Genomic DNA, 24,980 nt, shown 5'->3' with positions numbered 1-24,980 from the left:
TTAGCGGTCCACGTCTGACATAACAAAATCGATACTACCCAGATATACGATCAGGTCGGATACCAGGCTGCCACGGATTACTGAAGGAATCTGCTGCAGATGCGGGAAGCTCGGCGTACGCACGCGGGTGCGGTAGCTCATGGTGCTGCCATCGCTGGTCAGGTAGTAGCTGTTGATCCCTTTCGTCGCTTCAATCATCTGGAACGACTCATTGGCTGGCATCACCGGCCCCCACGAAACCTGCAGGAAGTGCGTGATCAGAGTTTCAATGTGCTGCAGCGTGCGCTCTTTCGGTGGCGGCGTGGTCAGCGGATGATCCGCTTTAAACGGACCCTCTGGCATGTTGTTGAGACACTGCTCAAGAATGCGCAGCGACTGCCACATCTCTTCCATTTTCAGCATGACGCGGCTGTAAGCATCGCTGATGCCGTCGCCGACCGGGATTTCAAAATCGAAGTTTTCGTAGCCGGAGTAGGGACGCCATTTACGTACGTCAAAGTCGAGACCGGTAGCACGCAGACCGGCACCGGTAGTGCCCCACGCCAGCGCCTCTTCCATATTGTAAGCGGCAACGCCTTTGGAACGGCCAATCAGTACGCTGTTGCGCAGTGCCGCTTTGTCATACTCTTTAAGACGTTTTGGCATCCAGTCGAGGAAGTCACGCAGCAGACGTTCCCAGCCTCGCGGCAGGTCATGCGCGACGCCACCAATGCGGAACCACGCCGGGTGCATACGGAAACCGGTAATCGCCTCAACCACGTCATAGATTTTCTGACGGTCGGTAAAGGCAAAGAACACCGGCGTCATGGCCCCGACGTCCTGAATAAAGGTGGAGATATAAAGCAGGTGGCTGTTGATGCGGAACAGTTCAGAGAGCATCACGCGGATCACATTAACGCGATCGGGCACCACGATACCGGCCAGTTTCTCCACCGCCAGTACGTACGGCATTTCGTTTACGCAGCCGCCGAGGTACTCGATGCGGTCAGTGTAAGGAATGTAGCTGTGCCACGACTGACGCTCGCCCATCTTTTCGGCACCACGATGGTGATAGCCGATGTCAGGCACGCAGTCGACAATCTCTTCACCATCCAGCTGCAGAATGATGCGGAACGCACCGTGCGCCGACGGGTGGTTAGGCCCGAGGTTCAGGAACATGAAGTCTTCGTTGGTGGTGCTGCGCTTCATGCCCCAGTCTTCAGGCTTAAAGGTCAGCGCTTCCATCTCCAGATCTTCTTTCTGTTTGGTCAGCGTAAAGGGATCGAATTCGGTGGCGCGCGCCGGGTAATCTTTACGCAGCGGATGGCCTTCCCAGGTCGACGGCATCATGATGCGCGTCAGATGCGGGTGACCATCAAAGGTGATACCAAACATCTCCCAGGTTTCACGCTCATACCAGTTGGCATTCGGGAAAAGGCGGGTGATGGTCGGCAGATGCATATCGTTTTCAGAGAGTGCCACCTTGAGCATGATGTCGCGGTTGCGTTCAATCGACAGCAGATGGTAGAAAACGGAAAAATCCGCCGCAGGCAGGCCTGCACGGTGGGTACGTAAACGCTCATCCACGCCATGCAGGTCATACAGCATGACGTAAGGCTTGGGTAATTTACGCAGGAACTCGATAATTTCCAGTATCTGTTCACGCTTCACCCACACCACCGGAATACCGGTACGGGTTGGCTGAACAGTGAAGGCATCCGGCCCAAAACGGTTACGCAACTCGCCGATCACCGGGTCATCAAGGTGATCACGGGTTTGCCATGAAGGCTGAGCGAGATCTTGCGTGGTCAAATCTGTCATACGTTACTCACCATTCCGGCCTGGTCTCAGGCACTCAAATGAAGGCGTCAGGATGGGGCCATGCATTAAATTGTGATGTTCTGCTGCAGGCGCTGTTTTCCATCCATACGGTTTTAAACTTCGTCCGGGCTGCGCAGGTTTGTGACTGCAATGCGCTCGCCGCGTTTTCTTTCACGCTCAGATGGCATGTTGGCGCGATAAACGCCCTGATCGCCAACCACCCATGAGAGCGGACGGCGCTCTTTGCCGATCGACTCCTGCAACAGCAGCAGTGCCTGCATATACGCTTCAGGACGTGGCGGACAGCCAGGAATATAAACATCGACCGGCAGGAATTTATCGACACCCTGCACCACGGAATAGATGTCATACATGCCGCCAGAGTTGGCGCAGGCACCCATGGAAATCACCCATTTTGGTTCCAGCATCTGATCGTACAAACGCTGAATAACCGGGGCCATTTTGGTGAACGGCGTACCGGCAATGACCATGAAATCGGCCTGACGTGGCGAAGCGCGCATAACTTCGGCGCCAAAACGTGCCACGTCGTGGACCGCGGTGAACGATGTTGTCATCTCAACGTAACAACAGGACAGGCCAAAGTTATAAGGCCAGAGGGAGTTTTTACGCCCCCAGTTCACCATGTCATGCAGGGCATTTTCGAGTTTGCCCATATAAACGCTGCGATGAACGTGCTGCTCCAGCGGATCGCTGACGATTTCCTGCTTTTGCAGAGGATAACGGTCGTTCTCACCACCGTTCGGGTCTATGCGGGTGAGCGTATAGTCCATCTTATTGCCTCTCTTTTACTGCTTATGAGGATTGGTGTGGCTGACCGTAGTGATTTTGACCACCACGCGACGGCGAGCTGGAGCCCAGTCCAGTGCGCCAATGCGTACCAGATAGACCAGACCCGCCAGGAGCACCAAAATGAAAATTGCGGCTTCCACAAAGCCGATCCAACCGCTTTCACGGATTGAAGTCGCCCATGCGTATAAAAAGAGGGCTTCGACGTCGAAGATGACGAAAAACATCGCAACCAGATAAAATTTCGCCGACAGGCGGATATGGGTATCACCAACGGATTCAATGCCCGATTCGAATGGCGTGTCTTTGTAGCGGGCGCGCGCTCTGCCGCCAAGCAGCCATCCTCCGGTCAGCATGAAAGCACACAGGCCAAAGGCAATAACGATAAATACGATAAACGCCCAGTGCTGAGCGATGATTTCGGTGGTAGTTGACATACTCATTGCTTACTCATCAAAAGTGGCGCTGGCATCCTGCACGCGTTTCCCGCAGCAAACTGACCACATCGATTCAAGGGAAGGATAAAAACCTTTCAAATGTCGCTGTTATTACGTAATAAGCAGCTATTTTATGGGGTTTTTTACTCCTTTCTATAACCTTTTGTCAACTTTGACAAAAGTATCCAAACATTATTTCACACCTGCATCATATTATTAACAAATGATGCCCCGCTTTCCAGCTAAATCGCTTCAGTCTGTAGGGTTAATTTTAGTGTAGCGGGTATTCACATGCATGGATCGTGCATTTAACAAACATATTTTGACAGGTATCACTGAATTTTCCCTCCCCTTTCCAGGGCTATTTTTTTGATCCAGAACACACTTTTGCCCTTTATGCGTTAATTTTCCCCACCTGAAACGGTGATTCGGAACAAAGCGTTCGGTTTTTTGGTCTGGATGTTTCAATTAAGCAGGTGGTGAAACTTTTTTAGTCGGGTCAGGAGAGGCAGATGAGCAGTAAGGAACATCGGACGAGGGTCAGGCACAAAAAAGCCTCTCGTTCTTTTCAGGGAAGGAGAGGCTTATTTATAAGCGTTTATTAAGGCAATCACGCAGGTATTGAGTACAACACGTTAGCGAAATTACTCTTCGTCATCCAGCAACAGTGAACCGTCGGGATTATTGCTCAGGTTATAAGGATCATTGGTGGACTGCATGGCATTGAAGATAGCCAGCGCCAGTTCATTATCGCTGTCAGGATTACGGCACAGCAGATATTGCGTATCCGGCAGTACCGGCAGTCCTTCAGCTGCACCCATAACACGCAGTTCCGGGCTCATCATCTCGACCGGACGTGCCGTCACGCCCAGTCCCGCTTTCACCGCTGCGCGTACTGCAGCCAGTGTGGAAGCGACATAAGAGATACGCCACGGGATGCCCGCTTCGTTGAGATGATCGATAGCCATATCACGATAAGGACTTGGCTCATCCAGCAATACCAGTGGAATGGCTTCGCCACGCTGGAAGATATAATCCGCTGCGCAGTACCACAAGGTAGGTGAAGTACGCAGTACCTGATAGGTAAAATTGCCCGGGCTGGAAGTCGTCACAACCAGGTCCACTTCACCCTGATTGAGCATTTCCATCATAAACGGATTACGTTTAACCCGCACATCGATTGCCAGTTTCGGATAAACCGAGGTCACCCGGTTTAGCAGGAACGGCAGAATAGTGTCAGAGGTGTCATCAGAGGCGCCAATAGTCAGCACGCCCTGAATGTTGCTGTACATCAGAGATGTGCAGGCTTCGTCGTTAAAACGAAGAATTTTTCTCGCATAGCCTAAAAGCTGGATACCGTGCTCTGTCAGAAGCTTATTACGTCCATGTCTGGCAAACAGCTCTTTACCTACCAATTGTTCCAGACGCTGCATCTGCTGACTGACTGCTGACTGGGTTCTGCAGACCGCTGCAGCAGCAGCTGCAAAGGTATTCAAATCCGCAACGGCAACGAAGGTTCTCAGCAGATCGAGGTCGAGATTCAGTATCGGACGATTTGCATTAGTCATGTTTTTTCTTCACTTATAAGATTTTTACGAACTACTACCCTGGTGTTATCACAAGCTTATCAAAGTGATAAGCAGTAATGGTGCTCAATGACAGTCCTGTGTGAAGACTGACACAAAAAAAGTTTATGTGGATCCTGCACTGTTGACTCCTCTGAAGGGTCATAGTGCTATTCAAGACAGATACAACTTCTGAACCGATGGCGCTGGGTGCGCAAATGCAGGAAGCTGCGTAGTTGTCTTATTCCCACCAGAAAGAATCGTGCGGGATAGAAAGCGCACTTTACGGGCTATCAAAGCGAAGCGGCAAAGTGCACTAAATAATAAATTATACTTAATCATTTTTGACTTCAAAATGGAAATGATTTTGTGAAAAGCGCTGTAAATTTTGTGCTAAAGGCATTTCCAGACCCTTATGCCACATTATTGATCACTTTTTAAGCCTTCAGCGTTCTGAAATTTAGTGAGGAAGTGTTAAGTACGGCTCACAATCCTGCAATAAAGGTGCCATATGAAGCTCTGCTTTTGGCACTTTTCCGGCGAACACAAGGCCTTAAACGCGCCACTCTTAAGCAGCGTTAAGGCGTAATCTTCAGGCACGTTATAAAATCGTCCATAATTTGAACATTTATAAAATATCCTTTAACTATTTCTCTAAGTGTATATTTCAGGTGCAAAGAAAAGTTCCATTTCAATAACTTCCAGATAGCGTTCATGATGCTAAAGCCATATGTCGGTTCAGCAGCGCTTTGGACAAGTTAAAATCCTGCATTAATGCCAATTTATGGTTTTATTAACCAGTTTACGCGACAACAAATATTTTTTACGCTGCGCACTGGGCAAAAAGTTGTTGAACCCGCCAAAACGGGGCGGCACCCTTCTTTTGTGACTGTCAGGAGAGTACATTGTGCTGGTTGGATTTCTGTGGCAGCCAAAAGGATTCTGCCCATTAAGGCGGTAACAATGACTTTTCAAATTGATAAATCCGGAAAACTCGATAACGTCTGCTATGACATCCGTGGCCCGGTACTGAAAGAGGCTAAGCGCCTCGAAGAAGAAGGTAACAAAGTTCTGAAGCTGAACATTGGCAATCCGGCGCCGTTTGGTTTTGAAGCACCGGATGAGATACTGGTCGATGTTATTCGTAACCTTCCCAGCTCTCAGGGCTATTGTGACTCCAAGGGTCTCTATTCCGCCCGTAAAGCGATCATGCAGCACTACCAGGCGCGCGACATGCGCGATGTCACCGTAGAAGATATCTACATTGGCAACGGTGTTTCAGAACTCATCGTGCAGGCGATGCAGGCGTTACTGAACAGCGGCGACGAAATGCTGGTGCCGGCCCCCGACTATCCGTTATGGACGGCTGCGGTTTCCCTCTCCAGCGGTAAAGCAGTGCACTATCTTTGTGACGAATCAGCAGGCTGGTTCCCTGACCTCGATGATATCCGCAGCAAGATAACGCCTCGTACCCGCGGCATCGTGATTATCAACCCGAATAACCCCACTGGCGCGGTCTACAGCAAAGAGCTGCTGTTAGAGGTGGTTGAAATTGCGCGTCAGCATAACCTGATTATTTTCGCCGATGAGATCTACGACAAGATCCTCTATGACGATGCACAGCATCACTGCATCGCAGCGCTGGCACCCGATCTGCTGACTGTTACCTTTAATGGCCTTTCTAAAACCTATCGCGTTGCCGGTTTCCGTCAGGGCTGGATGGTACTGAACGGGCCAAAGAAACATGCTAAAGGCTATATAGAAGGACTGGAGATGCTCGCCTCGATGCGCCTGTGTGCCAACGTACCGGCGCAGCATGCGATTCAGACGGCGCTGGGCGGCTACCAGAGCATTAGCGAATTTATCATGCCGGGTGGTCGTCTCTACGAGCAGCGGCAGCGCGCCTGGGAGTTGATTAATGATATCCCAGGCGTCAGCTGTGTGAAGCCACAGGGCGCGCTTTATATGTTCCCGAAAATCGATGCCAAAAAATTCAACATTTTCGACGATCAGAAGATGGTGCTGGATTTTCTGTTACAGGAGAAGGTGCTGCTGGTTCAGGGCAGTGCCTTTAACTGGCCTTGGCCCGATCACCTGCGCATTGTTACGCTGCCACGTGTGGATGATCTTGAGATGGCGATCAATAAGTTTGGCCGCTTCCTGCAAGGCTATCGTCAATAATCAGGCCCGCGTATACTGACGCTATTTGGGGAGAGCCAGAGCCTGTCTCTCCCCCGCCAGCCAACAGGAACGCTCATGACACAAAGTCACTTCTTTGCTCATCTCTCCCGTCTTAAGCTGATCAATCGCTGGCCGCTGATGCGCAATGTGCGCACCGAAAATGTCTCCGAACACAGTCTGCAGGTCGCTATGGTGGCGCATGCCCTGGCCGTGATCAAAAACCTTAAATTCAACGGGTCGCTTAATGCCGATCACATTGCCATGCTGGCGCTTTACCACGATGCCAGTGAAGTGCTCACCGGCGATTTACCGACTCCGGTAAAGTATTACAACGCGCAGATCGCCCACGAATACAAGAAAATCGAGAAGATTGCTCAGCAGAAGCTGATTGAGATGCTGCCTGAAGAGTTTCAGGCGATCTATCGCCCGTTGATCGATGAGCATCTGCACAGCGAAGAGGAGCAGGCGGTTGTGAAACAGGCGGATGCGCTCTGTGCATATGTAAAATGTCTTGAGGAGTTGTCTGCTGGGAACAACGAATTTTTACTGGCCAAAGCGCGGCTGGAAAAGACCCTGGCACTTCGGCGTTCACCGGAGATGGATTACTTCGTTGAGGTGTTTATTCCGAGCTTCAGCCTGTCACTGGATGAAATCTCGCAGGATACACCACTCTAAGCCCGACGGTCTGGCCGCCGGGCCAGCCCTTAAGCCTGCTGACGGAAGGTAAAGCTGCCGTCAGACTCGCGGGTTATCACCAGTGACGCCAGTGAGTCGAGCTGAAGCGCTACCTCATCCAGCCGGGGTGTCTCCGCCGGCGCATTGATGGCAATCACCGCACAGCCAGCATTCAGGCCGGATAAGATTCCGGCAGGTGCATCTTCTGCAACCACGCACGATGTCGCCGCTAATCCCAGCTTCTCCGCGCCAAGCAGGTAGGGATCGGGCTCCGGTTTGCCCTTAGTCACCTGTTCAGCGGTAATAAACACGGCGGGCTTCGGTAAGCCTGCGGCTTTATGACGTGCATGTGCGACCGGCACTGAACCGGAAGTGACAATCGCCCAGGGAATCTGCAGTTCGTTCAGCCGGTTCAGCAACGCGTTGGCCCCTGGCAGCGCCTGCACACCGTCGGTGTCCGCCGCTTCAGCCTGCTCCAGCGCAACAAACTCCGCCTGAATAGCCTCTTCCGACTGGCCTGCCATGAAATGACGCAGAGAGGTGATCGCCTGTTTGCCATGAATGAAATCCAGAATCTCATCAGCCGCGATGCCATGACGGGCACCCCACTGGCTCCAGGCTCGTTCAACCGCTGGCAGTGAATCCACCAGCGTGCCGTCTAAATCAAATAGAAAACCTCTGTAGGTCACGCGCTCCTCCTCATCAGGCATTAATCACTTGCGCAATTTCGTTTGCACTTAAATGGTACTGGCGCGGACAAGTCTGCCACAAAGCTAACATCCGTTGATACTTTTCCCACATTGGGGTCTGCGCATTAAAACCATGGGTGCCGGAATCGAAGTGGGTATAACGCCCTTCTGTATTGACCATAAAACGGACATAACCCAGCAGGCGCGCTTCCGTTGCCGCATCGAAGCCCAGAAAGGCCAGACGCCGCTCTTCAAGCTCACCTTTCTCTTTAAGGTTCGACCAGGAGACGTGGAGAGCGTGATGCATTTCCATAATATCGATCACCGTCCGGCAGATCGCTTCGCTGAGTTCGCCAAACTCTTTGTCCAGCTCCCGCATCTGCAGCGCATAACCGCGCTCGATGATGGTCTGGTAACGGCGAAAACGCTCCGCATTTTCCGGCTCAAGCATGGCCATCATTTTGTACTGATTAGTGAGAATCAAACGCTGCGCATGGGTCATTTCCATCATTTACTCCCGGTCAGAGACCGCTCAGTTAATCGACAATGGAGAAATCATTGCACAGCGTTAGCGACACGGAAATCGCCGTATCACCATTCTTTGATTTGGCCGCAGGTTAGCGGTAAATATTTTACCGCCAGCCCGGGATAGGTCAGAGATCGTCGAGGAAAGTGCGGTCGAGTTGTTTGAACGCCCGCTTTAGCAGATCGGCCAGCGCCTGATAGGTCGGCTTGCCTTCTACTGGCGCTATCGCCTGCCCCGCTTCTTCCAGCCGGGCACGAACTTCATGAAACCAGTTAAGCAGCGTCGGCGGCAGCGGCGTCACAGAACGCTTTCCCAGCCACCATAATCCCTGCATCGGCAGGGTACAGGCAAACAGCGCGGTCGCCACGGCCGGGCCTAACTGACCGCCCATCGCGATCTGCCAGGTCAGCGTAAAAATCGCCAAAGGGGGCATAAAGCGAATAGCAAAACGCGTTGCCGATGAAACACGGTTTTCCGGGAACATAGGTGCCAGGCGCTTATCAGCCGGCCAGGTCTTCATATAGTGTTGGCCGCGCTGAAACATCCGAAACCAATTGGTACTGCCAGATTCATTCGCCATGGCTCACCTCAACTAATACTGTAAAAATTAAAAAATAGTTATAACTACACAACTTTACGTGACATCCTTCAATTATTTTTGTCTTTAAAGGTGACTCCAGCTATTCTGACGCCGTTTTACCCCCTTTCCGGAAGCGGATTGCGCTTTTGGGAAGAGGCCTGAGCCAGGTTCAGACGAGGCAATCTTCAAATTTTCGCGTAAGATTGCCGAAATTTTTTGCGGAAATGCAGAATTCTGTCTACCGCATGATGTTTGTCATTAATCTACCAGCTTTCATGGGCTACGCTGTTAGTCTGATTGCGTTTTATTTAGCCACTCTCAAAAAATAGGTACTTCCATGTCGAGTAAGTTAGTTCTGGTTCTGAACTGTGGCAGCTCTTCCCTTAAGTTTGCCATCCTCAACCCTGCCAGCGGTGAAGAATTCCTGTCTGGCCTGGCGGAATGTTTCCACCTTCCTGAAGCCCGCATCAAATGGAAGCTGGAAGGCGAAAAACAGGAAGCGCCTCTGGGTGCTGGCGCAGCGCATAGTGAAGCGCTGAACTTTATCGTTAAAACCATTCTGGCACAAAAACCTGAGCTTTCGGCACAAATTGCTGCAATCGGCCATCGTATCGTTCATGGCGGCGAGAAGCTGACTCAGTCAGTCATCATCACTGAAGAAGTGGTACAGGGCATCAAAGACGCCTCTTCTTTTGCACCGCTGCACAATCCGGCTCATCTGATCGGTATTGATGAAGCGATGAAAAACTTCCCGCACCTGTCAGATAAGAATGTCGCGGTATTTGACACCGCTTTCCATCAGACAATGCCGGAAGAGTCTTATCTCTATGCGCTGCCGTACAAATTGTATAAAGAGCATGGCGTTCGTCGCTATGGCGCGCATGGTACCAGCCACTTCTATGTGACCCATGAAGCGGCCAAAATGCTCAACAAGACGCTTGAGTCACTGAATATTATTACCTGCCACCTCGGTAACGGCGGTTCTGTCTCTGCCATTCGCAACGGCGAGTGTGTGGACACCTCAATGGGCCTGACCCCACTGGAAGGCCTGGTGATGGGTACCCGCAGTGGCGACATCGACCCGGCAATTATCTTCTTCCTGCACGATACGCTGGGTATGAGCGTCGATGCCATCAATAAACTGCTGACCAAAGAGTCTGGCCTGTTAGGTCTGACTGAAGTCACCAGCGACTGCCGCTACGTGGAAGATAACTACACCACCAAAGAAGATGCGAAGCGCGCAATGGATGTCTTCTGTCATCGCCTGGCGAAATATATCGGCAGCTACACTGCGCTGATGGATGGCCGCCTTGATGCCGTGGTATTTACTGGCGGCATTGGTGAAAACGCCGCGATGGTTCGTGAACTCTCACTGAAAAAACTGGCACTGCTGGGCTTTGACGTCGATCACGATCGCAACCTGGCGGCCCGTTTCGGCAAGTCTGGTTACATCAATAAAGAAGGCACCCGCCCGGCGCTGGTGATCCCGACCAACGAAGAGCTGGTCATCGCCCAGGACGCCGCGCGTCTGACTGCGTAAACACTTCTCTCCGTCAGCTCAGGCTGACGGAGTTGTTTTTGACACCCTGCCATTACTGAGAGGTTCAAACGTGTCACGTACAATTATGCTCATTCCGACCGGCACCAGCGTCGGCCTGACCAGCGTCAGCCTCGGCGTTATCCGCGCCATGGAGCGCAAAGGCGTTCGACTCAGCGTCTTTAAGCCGATTGCTCAGCCGCGTACCGGAGGCGATACGCCGGATCAAACCACCACTATTATCCGTAAGAACTCCTCGATTCCTGCCGCTGAACCGCTGCAGATGTCACGTGTTGAATCACTGCTGGGATCGAACCAGCAGGATGTGCTGATGGAAGAGATCATCTCCCGTTACCATGCCAACACGCAGAATGCGGAAGTGGTGCTGGTTGAAGGTCTGGTCCCTACCCGTAAGCATCAGTTCGCCAACGCGCTGAACTATGAAATCGCGAAAACTCTGAATGCGGAAATCGTCTTCGTGATGGCGCTGGGCAATGACTCTCCGGCACAGCTGAAAGAGCGCATTGAACTGACGCAGAGCAGCTTCGGCGGTCAGAAGAATAAAAATATCACTGGCGTGATCATCAATAAACTCAACGCGCCGGTCGATGATCAGGGGCGTACCCGCCCTGACCTGTCAGAAATTTTTGATGACTCGTCAAAAGCCAGCATCGCCAATATCGATCCTAAGCAGCTGTTCTCAGACAGCCCGCTGCCGGTGCTGGGCTGCGTGCCGTGGAGCTTTGATCTGATCGCCACCCGCGCAATCGATATGTGCCGCCACCTGGATGCGCGCATCATCAACGAAGGTGAGATTCAGACCCGCCGGGTTAAATCGGTCACCTTCTGCGCCCGTAGTATCCCGCACATGCTGGAGCATTTCCGTCCAGGCTCACTGCTGGTGACTTCCGCAGACCGCCCGGATGTACTGGTCGCCGCCTGTCTGGCCGCCATGAACGGCATTGAGATTGGCGCTATCCTGCTGACCGGTAACTACGAGATTGACGATCGCATCGCGCGCCTCTGTGACCGTGCCTTCCAGACCGGCCTGCCGGTGTTTATGGTGAAAACCAATACCTGGCAGACCTCTCTGAGCCTGCAGAGCTTTAATCTTGAAGTGCCCGCTGACGATACGCAGCGCATCGAGAAAGTGCAGGAATATGTTGCCAGCTACATTAATGCTGACTGGATTGAGTCACTGACCGCCACGTCAGAGCGCAGCCGTCGCCTGTCGCCACCGGCCTTCCGCTATCAGCTGACTGAGCTGGCGCGTAAAGCGGGCAAACGCGTCGTGCTGCCAGAGGGTGACGAGCCGCGTACGGTTAAAGCGGCTGCTATCTGTGCTGAACGCGGTATCGCCACCTGCGTACTGTTAGGCAACCCGGATGAGATTCAGCGTGTTGCTGCGGCTCAGGGTGTCGAACTGGGCAAAGGGGTTGAGATTGTTGATCCGGAACAGGTGCGTGAAAACTACGTGCCGCGTCTGGTTGAGCTGCGTAAGAGCAAAGGGATGACCGAAGTGGTCGCCCAGGAACAACTGGAAGATAACGTGGTGCTGGGCACCATGATGCTGGAAAGTGGCGAAGTGGATGGCCTGGTTTCAGGTGCGGTTCACACCACCGCCAACACCATTCGTCCGCCTCTGCAGCTGATCAAAACTGCGCCTAACAGCTCACTGGTTTCATCGGTGTTCTTTATGCTGCTGCCGGAGCAGGTGCTGGTTTACGGAGACTGCGCGATTAACCCGGATCCCACCGCTGAGCAGCTGGCTGAGATCGCAATTCAGTCAGCCGACTCTGCTAAAGCCTTTGGTATCGATCCACGTGTTGCGATGATCTCCTACTCTACCGGCACGTCAGGTGCAGGCAGCGACGTTGAAAAAGTGCGTGAAGCAACGCGTATCGCGCAGGAAAAACGTCCTGATCTGGTCATTGATGGTCCGCTGCAGTATGACGCCGCGATTATGGAAGATGTGGCGAAGTCGAAAGCGCCAGATTCACAGGTTGCCGGTCGCGCCACCGTCTTTATCTTCCCGGATCTGAACACCGGTAACACCACGTATAAAGCGGTACAGCGTTCAGCCGATCTGATCTCAATCGGGCCGATGCTGCAGGGTATGCGTAAGCCGGTTAACGACCTGTCGCGCGGTGCGCTGGTTGATGACATCGTCTATACCATCGCCTTAACCGCTATTCAGTCTCAGCAGGCTGAACAAGGCTAAGCGTCAGGTAAGAACGCAAAAGGCATGCCCCAGGGCATGCCTTTTTTTCGCCGGTAACAGAGCTAGAGGCTTTAATGCGGATCGCTGAGACGCGTTAAAGCGCCCGTTTTCAGGCCCGGTTATCGCCGTTGCGGCTCATCCACAGAGAGAGCGCTTTAAGCGAATCGTCAGTGAACTCATCACAACGTGCGGTGATCTCATCGGGCGTCATCCAGATAATCTCATCGACTTCCGATTCCTGCATGGCGAATGGCCCATGTGACACACAACTGAACAAACCGCCCCAGACGCGACAGTGCTGATCTTCGAAGTAGAATTTGCCATGCTCAGCAAACGGCACCGCGGCAATCCCTAACTCCTCTTCCGCTTCACGTCGCGCAGACTCCAGCATATCTTCACCGCTCTGCACCACGCCGCCTGCGGTTGCGTCCAGTTTGCCCGGCATAAAATCTTTTATCTCTGTGCGACGCTGCACCAGAATCTTGCCCATACCGTCATGAACCACAATATAGGTAGCGCGGTGACGCAGGCACTCAGCGCGCATCTGCGCACGTGTTGCCTGAGCAACAACTTCATTCTCTTCGTTTACGATATCGACCCACTCGATGCCGTCACCCGCAGTTTGATCCACCATCCGTAACCCTTTCCTGTTTGGCGTACACTTGGGTACGCAGTTTGCCACGTCTTTATTTTTATGTGGCGTAAGGTAATCACTTCCGGCAGCCTGAGCAAGCCCTGGCTGTTACCGATTTTTACCACTTTCTGCTAACCACAGCTGTACTGAGGCTCGCTGCCACTGAAACTCAGCATAATCCCGCAGACGCGCGGGCAAAGGATCGCCATGCAATACCAGCCGGTTAAGCATCACCGCCAGATCGGTATCCGCAATTGACCACTCGCCAAACAGGTTCTGTTGCCCGTCCGGCAGCAGGCGATCGACGGCCATAACCAGTTTATCCACCGCCTGCTGCGCTGATGCGGTCAGCGGCGCAAAGCGCTCACCGGCAAACAGCACTTCTGTGGGACGCTCCTGGCGTATCCACAGGAAGTCACTGCGCAGCCAGGCCTGGATCTCTCTGGCGCGGGCACGCTTCTCGCGGTCGCGGGGATAGAGGCGCTCAAATTCGGGCGCCGGAAAGCGCTCTTCAAGATATTCGGTAATCGCCGAGGATTCGCTTAACAGGAACGCATCAATCTGCAGGGTCGGGACCCGGCAGGTCAGCGACAGCTCGCGGTAAGCCGCGGCGTATTGCTGATTCTGCGACAAATCGACGCGCTTCAGCTGGAAAGGGATCCCTTTTTCGGTAAGAGCAACATAGGCCGACATGGCGTAAGGACTGAAAAATGATGAATCTGACCACAGGGTGATGGACGGATAATTCATCGGTTACCTCAATTGGCTGTCAGGGTTGCATCATGTTTACCGATTTTTATTTGGGAAGGCAACGCTGAGCTGATCCGATCTCTGCCTCCGGAATAAGAAAGCGCGACGCGACTCACGATAGAGTGGCTCGACTCTTCTATGCTGAAAGATGCAAATAACAAAAACATCAAGGGAGCCGCAACATGCACATTCTTATTACCGGTGGCACGGGACTGATTGGCCGTCACCTGATTCCGCGCCTGCAACAGCTGGGGCATCAGATCAGTGTGGTGACGCGTGACGTGGTCAGCGCGCGTGAAAAACTGGGCGAAGAGGTCGCGCTCTGGTCAGGGCTGGCGCAACAGTCGAACCTGGATACGATCGATGCGGTCATTAATCTGGCGGGAGAACCTATTGCCGACAAACGCTGGACGGAGCCGCATAAACAGCAGCTGTGTGAAAGCCGCTGGCAGATAACCGAGCAGATTGTCTCACTGATCAACGCCAGCGCCACGCCACCGTCCGTGTTGATCTCAGGTTCGGCAACCGGCTTTTATGGCAACACCGGCGATCTGGTGCTGACTGAAGAGGATCAGGGTCAGGATGAGTTTACTCATCAGCTCTGCGCCCGCTGGGAGCAACTGGCGCTCGCGGCTGAAAGCGAACGCACCCGCGTCTGCCTGCTGCGAACCGGCGTGGTGCTGGCGTCTGAGGGCGGCGCACTCAGCAAAATGAAGCTGCCCTTTAAACTCGGCATCGGCGGGCCGATTGGCAGTGGTAAACAGTACATGCCGTGGATTCACATTGATGACATGCTAAACGCCATTATCTGGCTGCTGGAGCATGACGATCTGCGGGGTCCGTTCAATATGGTCGCTCCCTACGCGGTGCGTAACGAGCAGTTTGCCGCCACCCTGGGCCGGGTGATGCATCGTCCGGCCTTTATGCGCACGCCTGCCAGCGCCATTAAACTGATGATGGGCGAATCGTCGGTGCTGGTGCTGGGAGGACAGCATGTGCTGCCAAAACGGCTGGAAGCCTCAGGCTTTGGTTTCCGCTGGTACGATTTGCAGGAAGCGCTGCAGGATGTCGCAGGATAAACATACGGCGGCCCCGGGCCGCCGTATGTTTCGTTAGTTACGCTGCTCTGCTACACGCGACTTCACTACCTTCTCTTCACGCGTATGCCCCGGTTGTGGCACACGAATAATAAAGGTCAGCACGCCAGCGAACACGTATAGCCCGGTATAGGCCCATACCACACCGACAATGTCGAAGAACGGCAGCATGACTGAGGCGATAGCCGGTGCCACAAAGTTACTGAGTCCTGCGGAGAGGTTGTAAATAGAGACCGCAGCGCCTTTATGATGCGGTTCCAGCGTGGGAAATACAGCGGTCATCGGTACAAACGCGGCGACAAAAATGCCCAGCATTACCGCAGGGATTAATGCGACCCAGAAGTTATGACCCGCATACAGCGGCAGATAATAAAAGGTCAGGCTGGAGATGGCCATCCCCAGGCAACCAAACCAGCGCACCTGACGGATCCAGCCCAGCTTCTCTCCCGTGAGGCCCCAGAAGATATTCGTAAATATAGTGACAAAGAAGAACACCGCCCAGATTTGTAGCCATTCAGAGATGGTAAAGCCGAGACGATCGACAAACAGCAGTGGCATGATAATGGCGAAACCAAACAGCGACAGCGTGTTGATGATGCGAATCAGGCAGGCATAAAACACATTCTGATTGGTGAACAGGATGGTCACGGCACGCGCCATCTCTGTCATCTTGTCACGCATCGGCAAATTCACACGAGAGCGATCCACCGGTACCTTGCGCAGGCTGAAGTATGCGAGGATCCCACCACATGCCACCCAGATAATAGCCAGCCACAGCGTCCCCGTTTCCCCCAGCATCGGAATGGTGAGACTTGGCAGATAGCTGCCAATCACCCCGATGCCGACAGAATACATCGCCCAGAACCAGCCGGTCGCCGCCGCCAGTTTTTCGCGCGGTAAGACCTGCACCAGCATCATCATGAAAGAGTAGATAAACAGCGGATAAGCCAGCCCGCGAATGCCGTAGAACAGCACCATCAGCGGATAGTTGCGCAGGCCAAGCCCCAGCGACATAAACAGCGTATGCATCACGATCCATAACACAAAGCCAATCATCATCGCGCGCTGCGGTGTGATCAACTCGGCTACCACGCCAGATGCCCAGGCCGCCAGGGCTGCCGCTAAGCCATAGAAGGTGAATACGACTGCAGACTGCGCGGGCGTAAAGCCCATATCGGTGATATGGCGCGACAGAAACGCCATTTCAAAGCCATCACCCGCCATAAAGATTGCGATAGCGAGGAAACCCCAGAACATCTTTTTCGGTAAGCCAAACCAGTATTCGTTCGATTGCATCACAATTACCTTCTGTCTGGTTAGTCGTTATGCAGGCAGCAAACTGCGCACCTGTTGTTGCTGGACGTAGAGTTCCCGGAACAGACATAGCCGCTTTTGCAGCACGGCACCGCGCGTCTCGTCCGGTTGGTAGCACGCCTGCACAGCCGGCTTCAGACACACCTCATGCTCAAGGCCGCCATCAGCCAGCCACGCTAAACGTGCCGCACCCAGCGCGCCAGATGCGCTGGCGGGATGGGTAACAATGGGCAGTTGCAGCACATCGGCAATCAATTGAGCCCACAATGTGCTACGTGCGCCACCACCGGTCAGGCTGCACTGCTGAATGTGATGCCTGGCATCGCCGAGCACACTCAACCCATCAGCCAGCCCAAATGCCACGCCTTCAACCACCGCATAGCCCAGCAAGGCGCGCGGGGTTTCATGGCGCAGATTGAAGAAAGAACCGGATGCGTCAGGATCGTTATGTGGTGTGCGTTCACCAGACAGATAGGGCAGGAAAACCGGGGCGCTACGCACTTGCTCATCACTGAGCTGGACCATCTCCTCCATCAGCTGGCTTTCACTGACCGACAGCAGATTGCACAACCAGCGCAGACAACTGGCGGCGCTAAGCATCACACTCATCTGGTGCCAGCGGCCCGGTAACGCATGGCAAAAGGCGTGCACCCCGCATTGAGGGTCAGCCCGTAAGCGGTCGTTTACGACAAAAATCACACCGGAGGTACCCAATGAGATAAACGCATCACCGGGATTCACCGCCCCCACACCGACTGCCGATGCGGCATTGTCACCGCCGCCTCCCGCGACAGTAACCGCAGTAGATAAACCCCACTCGCTCGCCAGCGTCGGCTGCAGGCGTCCACTTATGGCACTGCCTTCTACCAGTTCAGGCATTTGGGCACGCTTCAGTCCGGTGATGGCCAGCAGTTCTTCCGACCAGTCACGCCGGGAGACATCGAGCCACAGCGTTCCGGCAGCATCCGAAGGCTCACTGACAAAGCGCCCGGTAAGACGCCAGCGCAGGTAATCTTTCGGCAGCAGGACCTTATCGATGCGGCTGAAAATTTCTGGCTCATTTTCCGCGACCCAGTGCAGTTTCGGCAAAGTGAAGCCGGGCATAATCATATTGCCGCTAATTTCCATTATCCGGGGATTGCTCTTCCGTAGCCTTTCACACTGCGGTGCACTGCGCGTGTCGTTCCAGAGGATACACGGACGCAGCACCTTCCCCCCGGCATCCAGCAACACGGCCCCGTGCATCTGTCCCGATAATCCAATAGCGCGAATCGCGGCCCATGCCAGAGGAAACTGATGACGTAATCCCGCCAGAACCTCGCTGCAGGCTTGCCACCAGCATTCAGGATCCTGTTCAGCCCAGTGGGGATGGGGACGCTGCACGCTCAGCGTGGCGTGCTGAGCCGCCACAATCTCACCGTGCGTATTAATGATCAGCGCTTTAAGCTCTGAGGTACCAATATCAATGCCGAGATACATAATTACACCGCCGCCAGTTCAGGCTGTTTCAGCCACTGCTGCAAACTCGCAACACGGCGGGTGACTAATTCATGAAACGCCTTATCAGATGCCAGTTCCGCAAACAGCGCGCTATCACTCAGGTATGCATGGAGCGGATCGGCGCTGGCGAACTGCTTACGCAGCGTATCGACCTGTAGCGCACCGTCCTGATAGCAATAGGGTAAATTGTCATCGGCCCATCGCTGCATAAACAGGAAGAACAGTGCCGGAATCACCGCCGTTGCGGTGGGCTGCGCACCGCGCTGGTAGCACTGTTGCAGGGTTGGCGTCACCATGCCGGGAATTTTGGATAAACCATCGGCACCGACGCGCTGATTGGTATCTTTAATGTAAGGATTACTGAAGCGGGCCAGCACCACGTCACGATAATCCGCTAAATCAAGCGGGCTGGGAGACAGAGAAGGAATGACATCCTGGGTCACATAGTCGTGAGCCAGTTGATAAATCGCCGGATGGCTGGTGCTCTCATCGATATAGTTCAGACCAATCAGTGTGCCCGCCCAGGCAATCGCAGCATGTGTCGCATTGAGGATGCGAATTTTCGCCTCTTCCCACGGCAGTACCGATTCCACTAGTTCAACACCGACCTTTTCCAGCGCCGGGCGCCCGGCAATAAAATCATCCTCAATGACCCACTGAATAAAAGATTCGGCCATTACTGCTGCGCCATCCTGTTTGCCGGTCGCCGCCTGCACGCGTTCTGCCACCTCCGGAGTAGGACGGGGTGTAATGCGATCAACCATGGTATTCGGTGAACGGGTTTGCGTGCGCACCCAGTCGGCCAGCGCGGTATCGCCTTTGGCCGTAAGAAACGCCAGGAAGGCGTCACGGAAACGCGCACCATTGTGCCGCAGATTATCGCAGTTCAGCAGCGTAACAGGCGGACCGCCTTGCGCAACACGCTGTGTCAGAATATGGCTGAGTGCGCCGTAGAGGGTGCGGATATCGCCACCCAGATCGGCCTTCACATCTGCCTGATTGAGATCCAGGGTAAACGCGGGCGTCAGGTAGTAACCCGCTTCGGTCACGGTAAAGCTAATCACACGCGTTTCCGCACTGGCCCCCTGCTCGTTCAACGCACTGATATCACTGTCCCAGGGCAAAATTTTGCGCAGCGAAGTGATGGTTTCGTAGTCGCGCTTACCTTCAGGCGTCACGGTTTCCAGCACATATTCTCCCTGCTGCGCCGCGAGCTGATTGAGCAGCGGCACTGCGTCATTACGGATATTGCCGAGCGCGATGCTCCAGCTTTCATCACCCTGCTCACGCAGTTTATGCAGATACCACGCCTGATGTGCACGATGAAAAGATCCCGCGCCGATGTGCATCCACACTGATTGGTTGTTCATAATCGCCTCATTTAAACATTTGCCACACCTAAGGGCATTTGCCCGATGACCTGTAGCATAGTGCCTATTACGAAGATCCTTCTGCGAGCTGAGTCACAAATAATATTTTTGCTCACATCCCGGGCTTTTGCTCAGTTAGTGCTTTTCGACCCGCACGGCGTTAAGATGTCCCCTCAAATTCGACGGAACATCGTGATGAGCAGAGAAGAAAAAAAGCAGGAGCTGGCCGCACGTGCCGCATGGATGTATTACGTCGCAGGCGTGACACAGCAGGAGATTGCGCAGGCATTGGGATTGTCACGACAGGTAGCGCAGCGGCTGGTATCCAGTGCACGTGAAATGGGCATGGTGAACGTAAAAATTGATCATCCCGTCACACACTGTCTGCAGCTGGCGCGTGAGGTACAGGCGAAGTTTGGTCTGGATTTGTGCCGCGTTGTGCCATCTGCCAGTCTGAATGATGAGGCTATTCAACAAATGCTGGCAGTTGAAGGCGCGGCGGTGATGACACAATTCATCAATGAGGAAACGCCTCAGGTGTTCGGTATTGGTTCCGGTAAAACCCTGCGCTCAATGATCGATGCGCTACCCTGGGTTGATCGCCCGCAGCATCATTGCGTTTCCATGATTGGTGCCATCGCGCGGGATGATTCCGGTACACGCTATGACGTACCGTTGAAGATGGCCGAAAAGATGCAAGGTAAGTATTTCTTTATCCCAGCGCCCTTATACGCCGACACCCCAGAGGATAAAGCGATGTGGGTTCAGCATAAGGTTTACCAGCGCGTCATTGATCGCGCATTACAGGCGGACGTGGCTTTTGTGGGTATTGGCGAAGTGATGCCGGGCTGTCCTTTGAATGCCGAGGGATTCATCACAGATGCGCAGGTCGAGGCGCTAAATGGGCGCGGCGTGGTGGGCGAAATGCTCGGTCACTTTTTCAATCAGCAGGGTGAGCGGGTATGGGGCGAAACGGATGAGCTACTGACCAGCGTGCGACTGGAAAGCCGGACTCAGCGTAAAATTATTGGCTTTGCGGGTAGCGAGCGCAAGTATCCAGCAATCCGTGCCGCATTACAGGGCGGCTGGGTATCGGGACTGGTGACCGATGAGGATACGGCGCTGAAGCTACTGCAAAAGTGATATCTCAGCATGGATGCAGAGTGCGAGGGCAGAACGCAGAGATGACGCAAAATCTCAAACGCGGCTCGCACTTATTCTGCGCAGGGCACGTTACGCCGGTGCCCTGATTCCCTCGCCTTAACTAACATCTAACCGTTACTTCAGCGATCCCTTGAGGAACTGCTGTAAACGCGGGCTTTTCGGACTGCCGAACAGTTCCGCAGGCGGTCCCTGCTCTTCGATTTTACCCTGATGCAGGAAAATGACATGACTGGAGACGTGACGGGCAAATTCCATCTCGTGGGTCACGACCACCATGGTTTTGCCCTCCTCAGCCAGCTTCTGCATGATGCGCAGTACTTCCCCGACCAGCTCCGGATCAAGCGCCGAAGTGGGTTCGTCAAACAGCAACACCTCTGGCTCCATCGCCAGCGCGCGCGCAATCGACACACGCTGCTGCTGACCGCCGGAGAGGTGAACCGGATATTTTGCCTGTGCCCGCGCATCAATCCCGACTTTATCGAGGTATTTGATGGCACGCTCACGCGCCGCCGCTTTACTCAGCCCCAGCACCTGAATCGGGGCTTCCATCACGTTTTCCAGCACGGTCATGTGACTCCACAGATTAAAATGCTGGAACACCATGGTCAGGCTGGTACGTAACGCGCGCAGCTGCTCTTTGTCAGCCACTTTGAGCTGACCATCTTTGTCACGGACTAAGGTGATTTGTTGGTTATTCACCATGATGCTGCCTTCACTCGGTTTTTCGAGGAAGTTTATGCAGCGTAAAAAGGTACTTTTCCCTGAGCCGGACGATCCAATGATACTGATCACATCGCCCGCTTTAGCAGTTAACGAGACCCCTTTCAGCACTTCATGTTCACCGTAACGCTTATGCAATTCGGTGACGCTTAATTTATTGTCAGCCATAGTTCTACTCAATGCGATGAAGAGGGTTTCACGTGGGCCAGCCAGCGACGTTCCGCCAGGCGGAACAGGCTGATCAACACGTAAGAGATAATCAGGTACAACACAGCCGCCAGACCAAAGGCGGTAAACGGCTGATAGGTCGCCGAGTTAATATCCCGCGCGATTTTCAGCAGATCCGGCACGGTGGCGGTGAAGGCCAGCGCCGTGGAGTGCAGCATCAGAATCACTTCGTTGCTGTAGGCCGGCAGTGCCGTACGCAGCGCCGATGGCAGGATAATGCAGCGATAGAGTTTAAAGGTGGAGAAGCCGTATGCCCGTGCCGCCTCAATTTCACCGTGTGGCACCGAGCGAATCGCACCAGCAAAAATTTCCGTGGTGTAGGCGCAGGTGTTGAGGGTAAAGGCGAGCAGCGTACAGTTCAGACCACTGCGGAAAAAGGCATTCAGCAGTTCAGTGCCTTTCACAATCTCCAGCGTGTACATGCCGGAGTAGAACACCAGCAGCTGCACATAGAGCGGCGTGCCGCGAAAGACGTAGGTGAAGAGCCAGACCGGAAAGCTGATAAACCGGTTAGGGGAAACCCGCGCTATCGCCAGCAGGACTGCCAGACATCCGCCAATGGTGACCGAGAGGATCAGCAGCCACAGGGTGATAGCTACACCGGTAAAACGATAACCGTCAGTCCAGAGCAGCGATTTCCAGTATTCCTGAATAATATCAATCATAACTCGCCCTCTTTACACCTACCGTATAGCGCCGGTTGAGCCACCACAGCACACCGTTTGACAGCGTGGTAAATACCAGATAAATCACACCGGCCACAATGGCGAAGTAGAACGGCTGCCAGGTACTTTTTCCTGCCAGCTGCGTCGCCTTCACCACATCTTCCAGCCCCAGCAGCGAGACCAGCGCAGTGGCTTTCAGAATCACCTGCCAGTTGTTGCCGATGCCCGGCAGCGCGTAGCGCATCATGGCCGGAAACAGAATGCGGCGGAACACCTGCGCGCCGGTAAAACCAAACGCGGTTGCTGCTTCAATCTGCCCCTGAGGCACGGCCATAAAGGCGCCGCGGAACGTTTCGGTGAAGTAGGCACCATAGATAAAGCCGAGCGTGATGATACCGGCGACCATCGGGTCGATATCAAACTGCGCCATGCCCAGCGCATCGGTTATCTGGTTGAGGACAATCTGCAGACCGTAGAAGATCAGCAGCATCAGTACAAGGTCTGGCACGCCACGAATCAGCGTGGTGTAGCCTTCAAAAATCATCGCCAGTGGCCGGCTGCGCGACAGTTTCGCGCCTGCGCCAATCAGGCCCAGCAGCACTGCCAGCACGACCGAAGTGAGCGCCAGCTCCAGCGTCACCAGCGTGCCCCGAAGAATTACATCAGAATAGCCATACAGCATCGAAAGGGTCCTGTCGTGGGGTGAAAACGAAACGCTGCCCGCAAGCGAGACGGGCAGTTTAGCTTTACCTCTCTGTTGCAGATGCCATCCGCCATTAGCGGAAAAGAACCCGATTCTGCACCTGGCAGAACCGGCTCAGACCCGGCAAAACGGACACAGAGGGTAAAGCGACAGGATGGTTAGTCGCCGTACACGTTGAAATCGAAGTATTTCTTCGCAATCTTGTCGTAGGTGCCATCTTTACGCATGTCAGCAAAGGCTTTGTCGATGGCGGCTTTCAGTTCGCTGTCATCTTTACGCAGTCCCATGCCGGTACCGACGCCAAAAATCTTGTCATCTTTCACGGCCGGACCGGCGAAGGCGTAATTTTTACCGACCGGCTGCTTCAGGAACCCTTCGCTGGCCTGCACTTCATCCTGGAAGGCAGCATCAATACGACCGGCATTCAGATCCTGATAGACCAGATCCTGGTTTGCATAAGGTGTGACGTTCACCCCTTTTGGCCGCCAGTTCTGATTGGCGTAAGTTTCCTGGGTGGTGCCCTGCAGCAGACCGATGTTTTTGCCTTTCAGGGACTCAATGGTCGGCTCAATTTTCGATCCCTTCGGCGCGACTAAACGCGCGTTAGCGGCGTAGAGTTTTTCCGAGAAGGCGATCTCTTCCTGACGTTTCGCTGTGATGGAAAGTGAGGAGATGATGGCATCAATTTTCTTCGCTTTCAGCGAAGGGATCAGCGCATCAAAGTCGCTCTCAACATAGGTACATTGGGTATGAATACGTTTACAGATTTCGTTAGCGAGGTCGATATCGAAGCCCACTAACTTGCCTTGCGCGTTTTTCGACTCAAACGGTGGGTAAGTTGGATCTGTGCCGATACGGATTGAACCCGGAACCGCCGCGAAGACGCTGGCAGCACTGGATAAGCCCAGCATCAGGGAAAGAGCCAGAACACGCTTTTTCATAGATTACCCTCAAGTGAAGTGCTTTTTGTTATGTGGTTCGTGATGTGTTTGCGCAAAGTAATTTGCATGTTTCATGCCAGTTCTGCAAGTTAACCACGCTGTTAGCGTGATGTCAGACAGGCGAAAACGCTGTATTTGTGAGGGGAATATAGCAGTGAAGTAAAAGAGAAAAAGCGACGTTGTTAACTTTTGGTGCGTCAAATGCACGAAGAGTGATCCGAGGCGCGCTTATGCACTAAATAAGTGCGCCAGCGGAACTTTATGCACCCTGCCAGCGCGTGAAGAGATCTTCCGATAATTCGATATCAAACTGGTCGATAACCCGGTTAACGGTCTGATCGATCAGCTGATCGATCGTTTCAGGCCGATGATAGAATGCCGGCACGGGTGGCATAATAATGGCACCCAGCTCTGCGGCGGTGGTCATCATTCGCAGATGGCCAACATGCAGCGGGGTTTCGCGCACGCACAGCACCAGCTTACGCTGCTCTTTTAACACCACGTCAGCCGCACGGGTCAGCAACGAGTCACTGTAACTGTGGACGATGCCAGAGAGCGTTTTCATTGAGCAGGGTAAAATCGCCATGCCCAGCGTTTTAAACGATCCAGATGAGATATTTGCTGCAATATCGCGCACGTCATGCACCACATCGGCCAGCGCCTGCACGTCACGCAGCGAATAATCGCTCTCCAGTCCCAGCGTCTGACGCGCCGCCTGACTCATGACCAGATGCGTTTCTACTTCTTCCACCTGCTGCAACACCTGCAGCATGCGCACGCCATAGATCACCCCGCTTGCGCCAGAGATGCCAATGATGAGTCGTTTCATATTCCAACCTTATGTCAGCCAATGGGCCATCATACGCGGCCTGCGGG

The 24,980-nt window shown here is 53.7% G+C and carries 23 protein-coding genes; 6 read left to right on the top strand and 17 right to left on the bottom strand.

The genetic code is table 11. The features are described from left to right. The 4 genes from nuoC to lrhA all read right to left on the bottom strand — a co-directional run bounded on the left by nuoC (window position 1) and on the right by lrhA (window position 4,612). A complete protein-coding gene (gene nuoC / locus ACK13D_RS12670) occupies window positions 1–1,800 on the bottom strand; it encodes an NADH-quinone oxidoreductase subunit C/D (RefSeq protein WP_010258063.1) in 1,800 nt (599 codons plus the stop codon). A gap of 113 nt (window positions 1,801–1,913) precedes the next feature. Continuing rightward, window positions 1,914–2,591: a NuoB/complex I 20 kDa subunit family protein gene (locus ACK13D_RS12665; protein ID WP_003854245.1), complete on the bottom strand. Its 678-nt coding sequence runs from the start codon at window positions 2,589–2,591 to the stop codon at window positions 1,914–1,916. 15 nt (window positions 2,592–2,606) lie between these two features. Next, window positions 2,607–3,050 (bottom strand): NADH-quinone oxidoreductase subunit A, encoded by a 444-nt coding sequence (locus ACK13D_RS12660; RefSeq protein ID WP_418796521.1) that lies wholly within the window; start codon window positions 3,048–3,050, stop codon window positions 2,607–2,609. Window positions 3,051–3,688: 638 nt separating this feature from the next. Continuing rightward, window positions 3,689–4,612: a transcriptional regulator LrhA gene (lrhA, locus tag ACK13D_RS12655; protein WP_010258055.1), complete on the bottom strand. Its 924-nt coding sequence runs from the start codon at window positions 4,610–4,612 to the stop codon at window positions 3,689–3,691. Between the two features lie 960 nt (window positions 4,613–5,572). Here lrhA and ACK13D_RS12650 point away from each other — a divergent pair. Both ACK13D_RS12650 and yfbR read left to right on the top strand, forming a co-directional pair. Then, window positions 5,573–6,790, top strand: coding sequence for a pyridoxal phosphate-dependent aminotransferase (locus ACK13D_RS12650; protein ID WP_010258051.1), 1,218 nt, complete (start codon window positions 5,573–5,575; stop codon window positions 6,788–6,790). Window positions 6,791–6,865: 75 nt separating this feature from the next. After that, the gene (gene yfbR, locus ACK13D_RS12645) at window positions 6,866–7,465 is read left to right on the top strand and encodes a 5'-deoxynucleotidase (RefSeq protein ID WP_010258048.1); all 600 of its coding nucleotides are present in this window, start codon (window positions 6,866–6,868) and stop codon (window positions 7,463–7,465) included. A gap of 29 nt (window positions 7,466–7,494) precedes the next feature. Here the strand turns inward: yfbR and ACK13D_RS12640 are convergent, their stop codons facing one another. The 3 genes from ACK13D_RS12640 to yfbV form a co-directional block, all read right to left on the bottom strand. Further along, window positions 7,495–8,154: a sugar phosphatase gene (locus ACK13D_RS12640; protein WP_045139799.1), complete on the bottom strand. Its 660-nt coding sequence runs from the start codon at window positions 8,152–8,154 to the stop codon at window positions 7,495–7,497. A 13-nt stretch (window positions 8,155–8,167) separates the two neighbouring features. Beyond that, on the bottom strand, window positions 8,168–8,662 hold the full coding sequence (locus tag ACK13D_RS12635) for a YfbU family protein (RefSeq protein WP_010671451.1): 495 nt from the start codon (window positions 8,660–8,662) through the stop codon (window positions 8,168–8,170). Window positions 8,663–8,807: 145 nt separating this feature from the next. Continuing rightward, window positions 8,808–9,260 (bottom strand): terminus macrodomain insulation protein YfbV, encoded by a 453-nt coding sequence (yfbV, locus tag ACK13D_RS12630; protein WP_045139796.1) that lies wholly within the window; start codon window positions 9,258–9,260, stop codon window positions 8,808–8,810. Between the two features lie 337 nt (window positions 9,261–9,597). On the opposite strand from yfbV, the gene ackA reads away from it, so the two are divergent. Further along, window positions 9,598–10,800 carry an acetate kinase gene (gene ackA / locus ACK13D_RS12625; RefSeq protein WP_418796518.1) on the top strand — a complete coding sequence of 401 codons (1,203 nt, stop codon included), beginning with the start codon at window positions 9,598–9,600 and terminating at the stop codon, window positions 10,798–10,800. 85 nt (window positions 10,801–10,885) lie between these two features. Then, window positions 10,886–13,018 carry a phosphate acetyltransferase gene (pta, locus tag ACK13D_RS12620; protein WP_031292718.1) on the top strand — a complete coding sequence of 711 codons (2,133 nt, stop codon included), beginning with the start codon at window positions 10,886–10,888 and terminating at the stop codon, window positions 13,016–13,018. Between the two features lie 109 nt (window positions 13,019–13,127). On the opposite strand, the gene yfcD is transcribed toward pta, so the two are convergent. Beyond that, complete coding sequence (gene yfcD, locus ACK13D_RS12615) at window positions 13,128–13,652, bottom strand: NUDIX hydrolase YfcD (RefSeq protein ID WP_010258035.1); 525 nt, start codon at window positions 13,650–13,652, stop codon at window positions 13,128–13,130. A 108-nt stretch (window positions 13,653–13,760) separates the two neighbouring features. After that, window positions 13,761–14,402 (bottom strand): glutathione transferase, encoded by a 642-nt coding sequence (yfcF, locus tag ACK13D_RS12610; RefSeq protein ID WP_010258032.1) that lies wholly within the window; start codon window positions 14,400–14,402, stop codon window positions 13,761–13,763. 182 nt (window positions 14,403–14,584) lie between these two features. Between yfcF and ACK13D_RS12605 the strand changes: the two genes are divergently transcribed. Continuing rightward, entirely contained in the window at window positions 14,585–15,481 is an 897-nt protein-coding gene (locus ACK13D_RS12605) for a TIGR01777 family oxidoreductase (RefSeq protein ID WP_010258028.1), read from the top strand. A 33-nt stretch (window positions 15,482–15,514) separates the two neighbouring features. Here the strand turns inward: ACK13D_RS12605 and ACK13D_RS12600 are convergent, their stop codons facing one another. The 3 genes from ACK13D_RS12600 to dalD are packed head-to-tail and all read right to left on the bottom strand — an operon-like array spanning window position 15,515 to window position 19,683. Then, the gene (locus ACK13D_RS12600; RefSeq protein ID WP_010258025.1) at window positions 15,515–16,795 is read right to left on the bottom strand and encodes an MFS transporter; all 1,281 of its coding nucleotides are present in this window, start codon (window positions 16,793–16,795) and stop codon (window positions 15,515–15,517) included. 27 nt (window positions 16,796–16,822) lie between these two features. Then, on the bottom strand, window positions 16,823–18,292 hold the full coding sequence (gene xylB, locus ACK13D_RS12595; protein ID WP_033778732.1) for a xylulokinase: 1,470 nt from the start codon (window positions 18,290–18,292) through the stop codon (window positions 16,823–16,825). A 2-nt stretch (window positions 18,293–18,294) separates the two neighbouring features. After that, window positions 18,295–19,683 carry a D-arabinitol 4-dehydrogenase gene (gene dalD / locus ACK13D_RS12590; protein ID WP_418796515.1) on the bottom strand — a complete coding sequence of 463 codons (1,389 nt, stop codon included), beginning with the start codon at window positions 19,681–19,683 and terminating at the stop codon, window positions 18,295–18,297. A gap of 195 nt (window positions 19,684–19,878) precedes the next feature. On the opposite strand from dalD, the gene ACK13D_RS12585 reads away from it, so the two are divergent. After that, a complete protein-coding gene (locus ACK13D_RS12585; RefSeq protein WP_010258017.1) occupies window positions 19,879–20,826 on the top strand; it encodes a sugar-binding transcriptional regulator in 948 nt (315 codons plus the stop codon). 135 nt (window positions 20,827–20,961) lie between these two features. Here ACK13D_RS12585 and hisP read toward each other — a convergent pair whose 3' ends face one another. From hisP to ACK13D_RS12560, 5 genes are all read right to left on the bottom strand, one after another. Then, window positions 20,962–21,735 (bottom strand): histidine ABC transporter ATP-binding protein HisP, encoded by a 774-nt coding sequence (gene hisP / locus ACK13D_RS12580; RefSeq protein ID WP_010258014.1) that lies wholly within the window; start codon window positions 21,733–21,735, stop codon window positions 20,962–20,964. An 8-nt stretch (window positions 21,736–21,743) separates the two neighbouring features. Then, a complete protein-coding gene (locus ACK13D_RS12575) occupies window positions 21,744–22,460 on the bottom strand; it encodes an ABC transporter permease (RefSeq protein WP_418796513.1) in 717 nt (238 codons plus the stop codon). Continuing rightward, window positions 22,453–23,142 (bottom strand): histidine ABC transporter permease HisQ, encoded by a 690-nt coding sequence (locus ACK13D_RS12570; RefSeq protein WP_010258006.1) that lies wholly within the window; start codon window positions 23,140–23,142, stop codon window positions 22,453–22,455. Before ACK13D_RS12570 ends, ACK13D_RS12575 begins: the two co-directional genes overlap by 8 nt. Window positions 23,143–23,321: 179 nt before the next feature. Beyond that, window positions 23,322–24,104: a lysine/arginine/ornithine ABC transporter substrate-binding protein ArgT gene (gene argT / locus ACK13D_RS12565; protein ID WP_010258004.1), complete on the bottom strand. Its 783-nt coding sequence runs from the start codon at window positions 24,102–24,104 to the stop codon at window positions 23,322–23,324. A gap of 259 nt (window positions 24,105–24,363) precedes the next feature. Then, complete coding sequence (locus ACK13D_RS12560) at window positions 24,364–24,933, bottom strand: UbiX family flavin prenyltransferase (RefSeq protein WP_010258003.1); 570 nt, start codon at window positions 24,931–24,933, stop codon at window positions 24,364–24,366. Window positions 24,934–24,980: the final 47 nt, after the last annotated feature.

The sequence above is a fragment of the Pantoea sp. K16 genome (assembly GCF_048452805.1).
In the GTDB taxonomy this organism is placed as follows: Bacteria; Pseudomonadota; Gammaproteobacteria; order Enterobacterales; family Enterobacteriaceae; genus Pantoea; species Pantoea agglomerans.
Note: the sequence above shows the minus strand (reverse complement) of the source record. Positions and strands in the feature narration are given on the sequence as shown.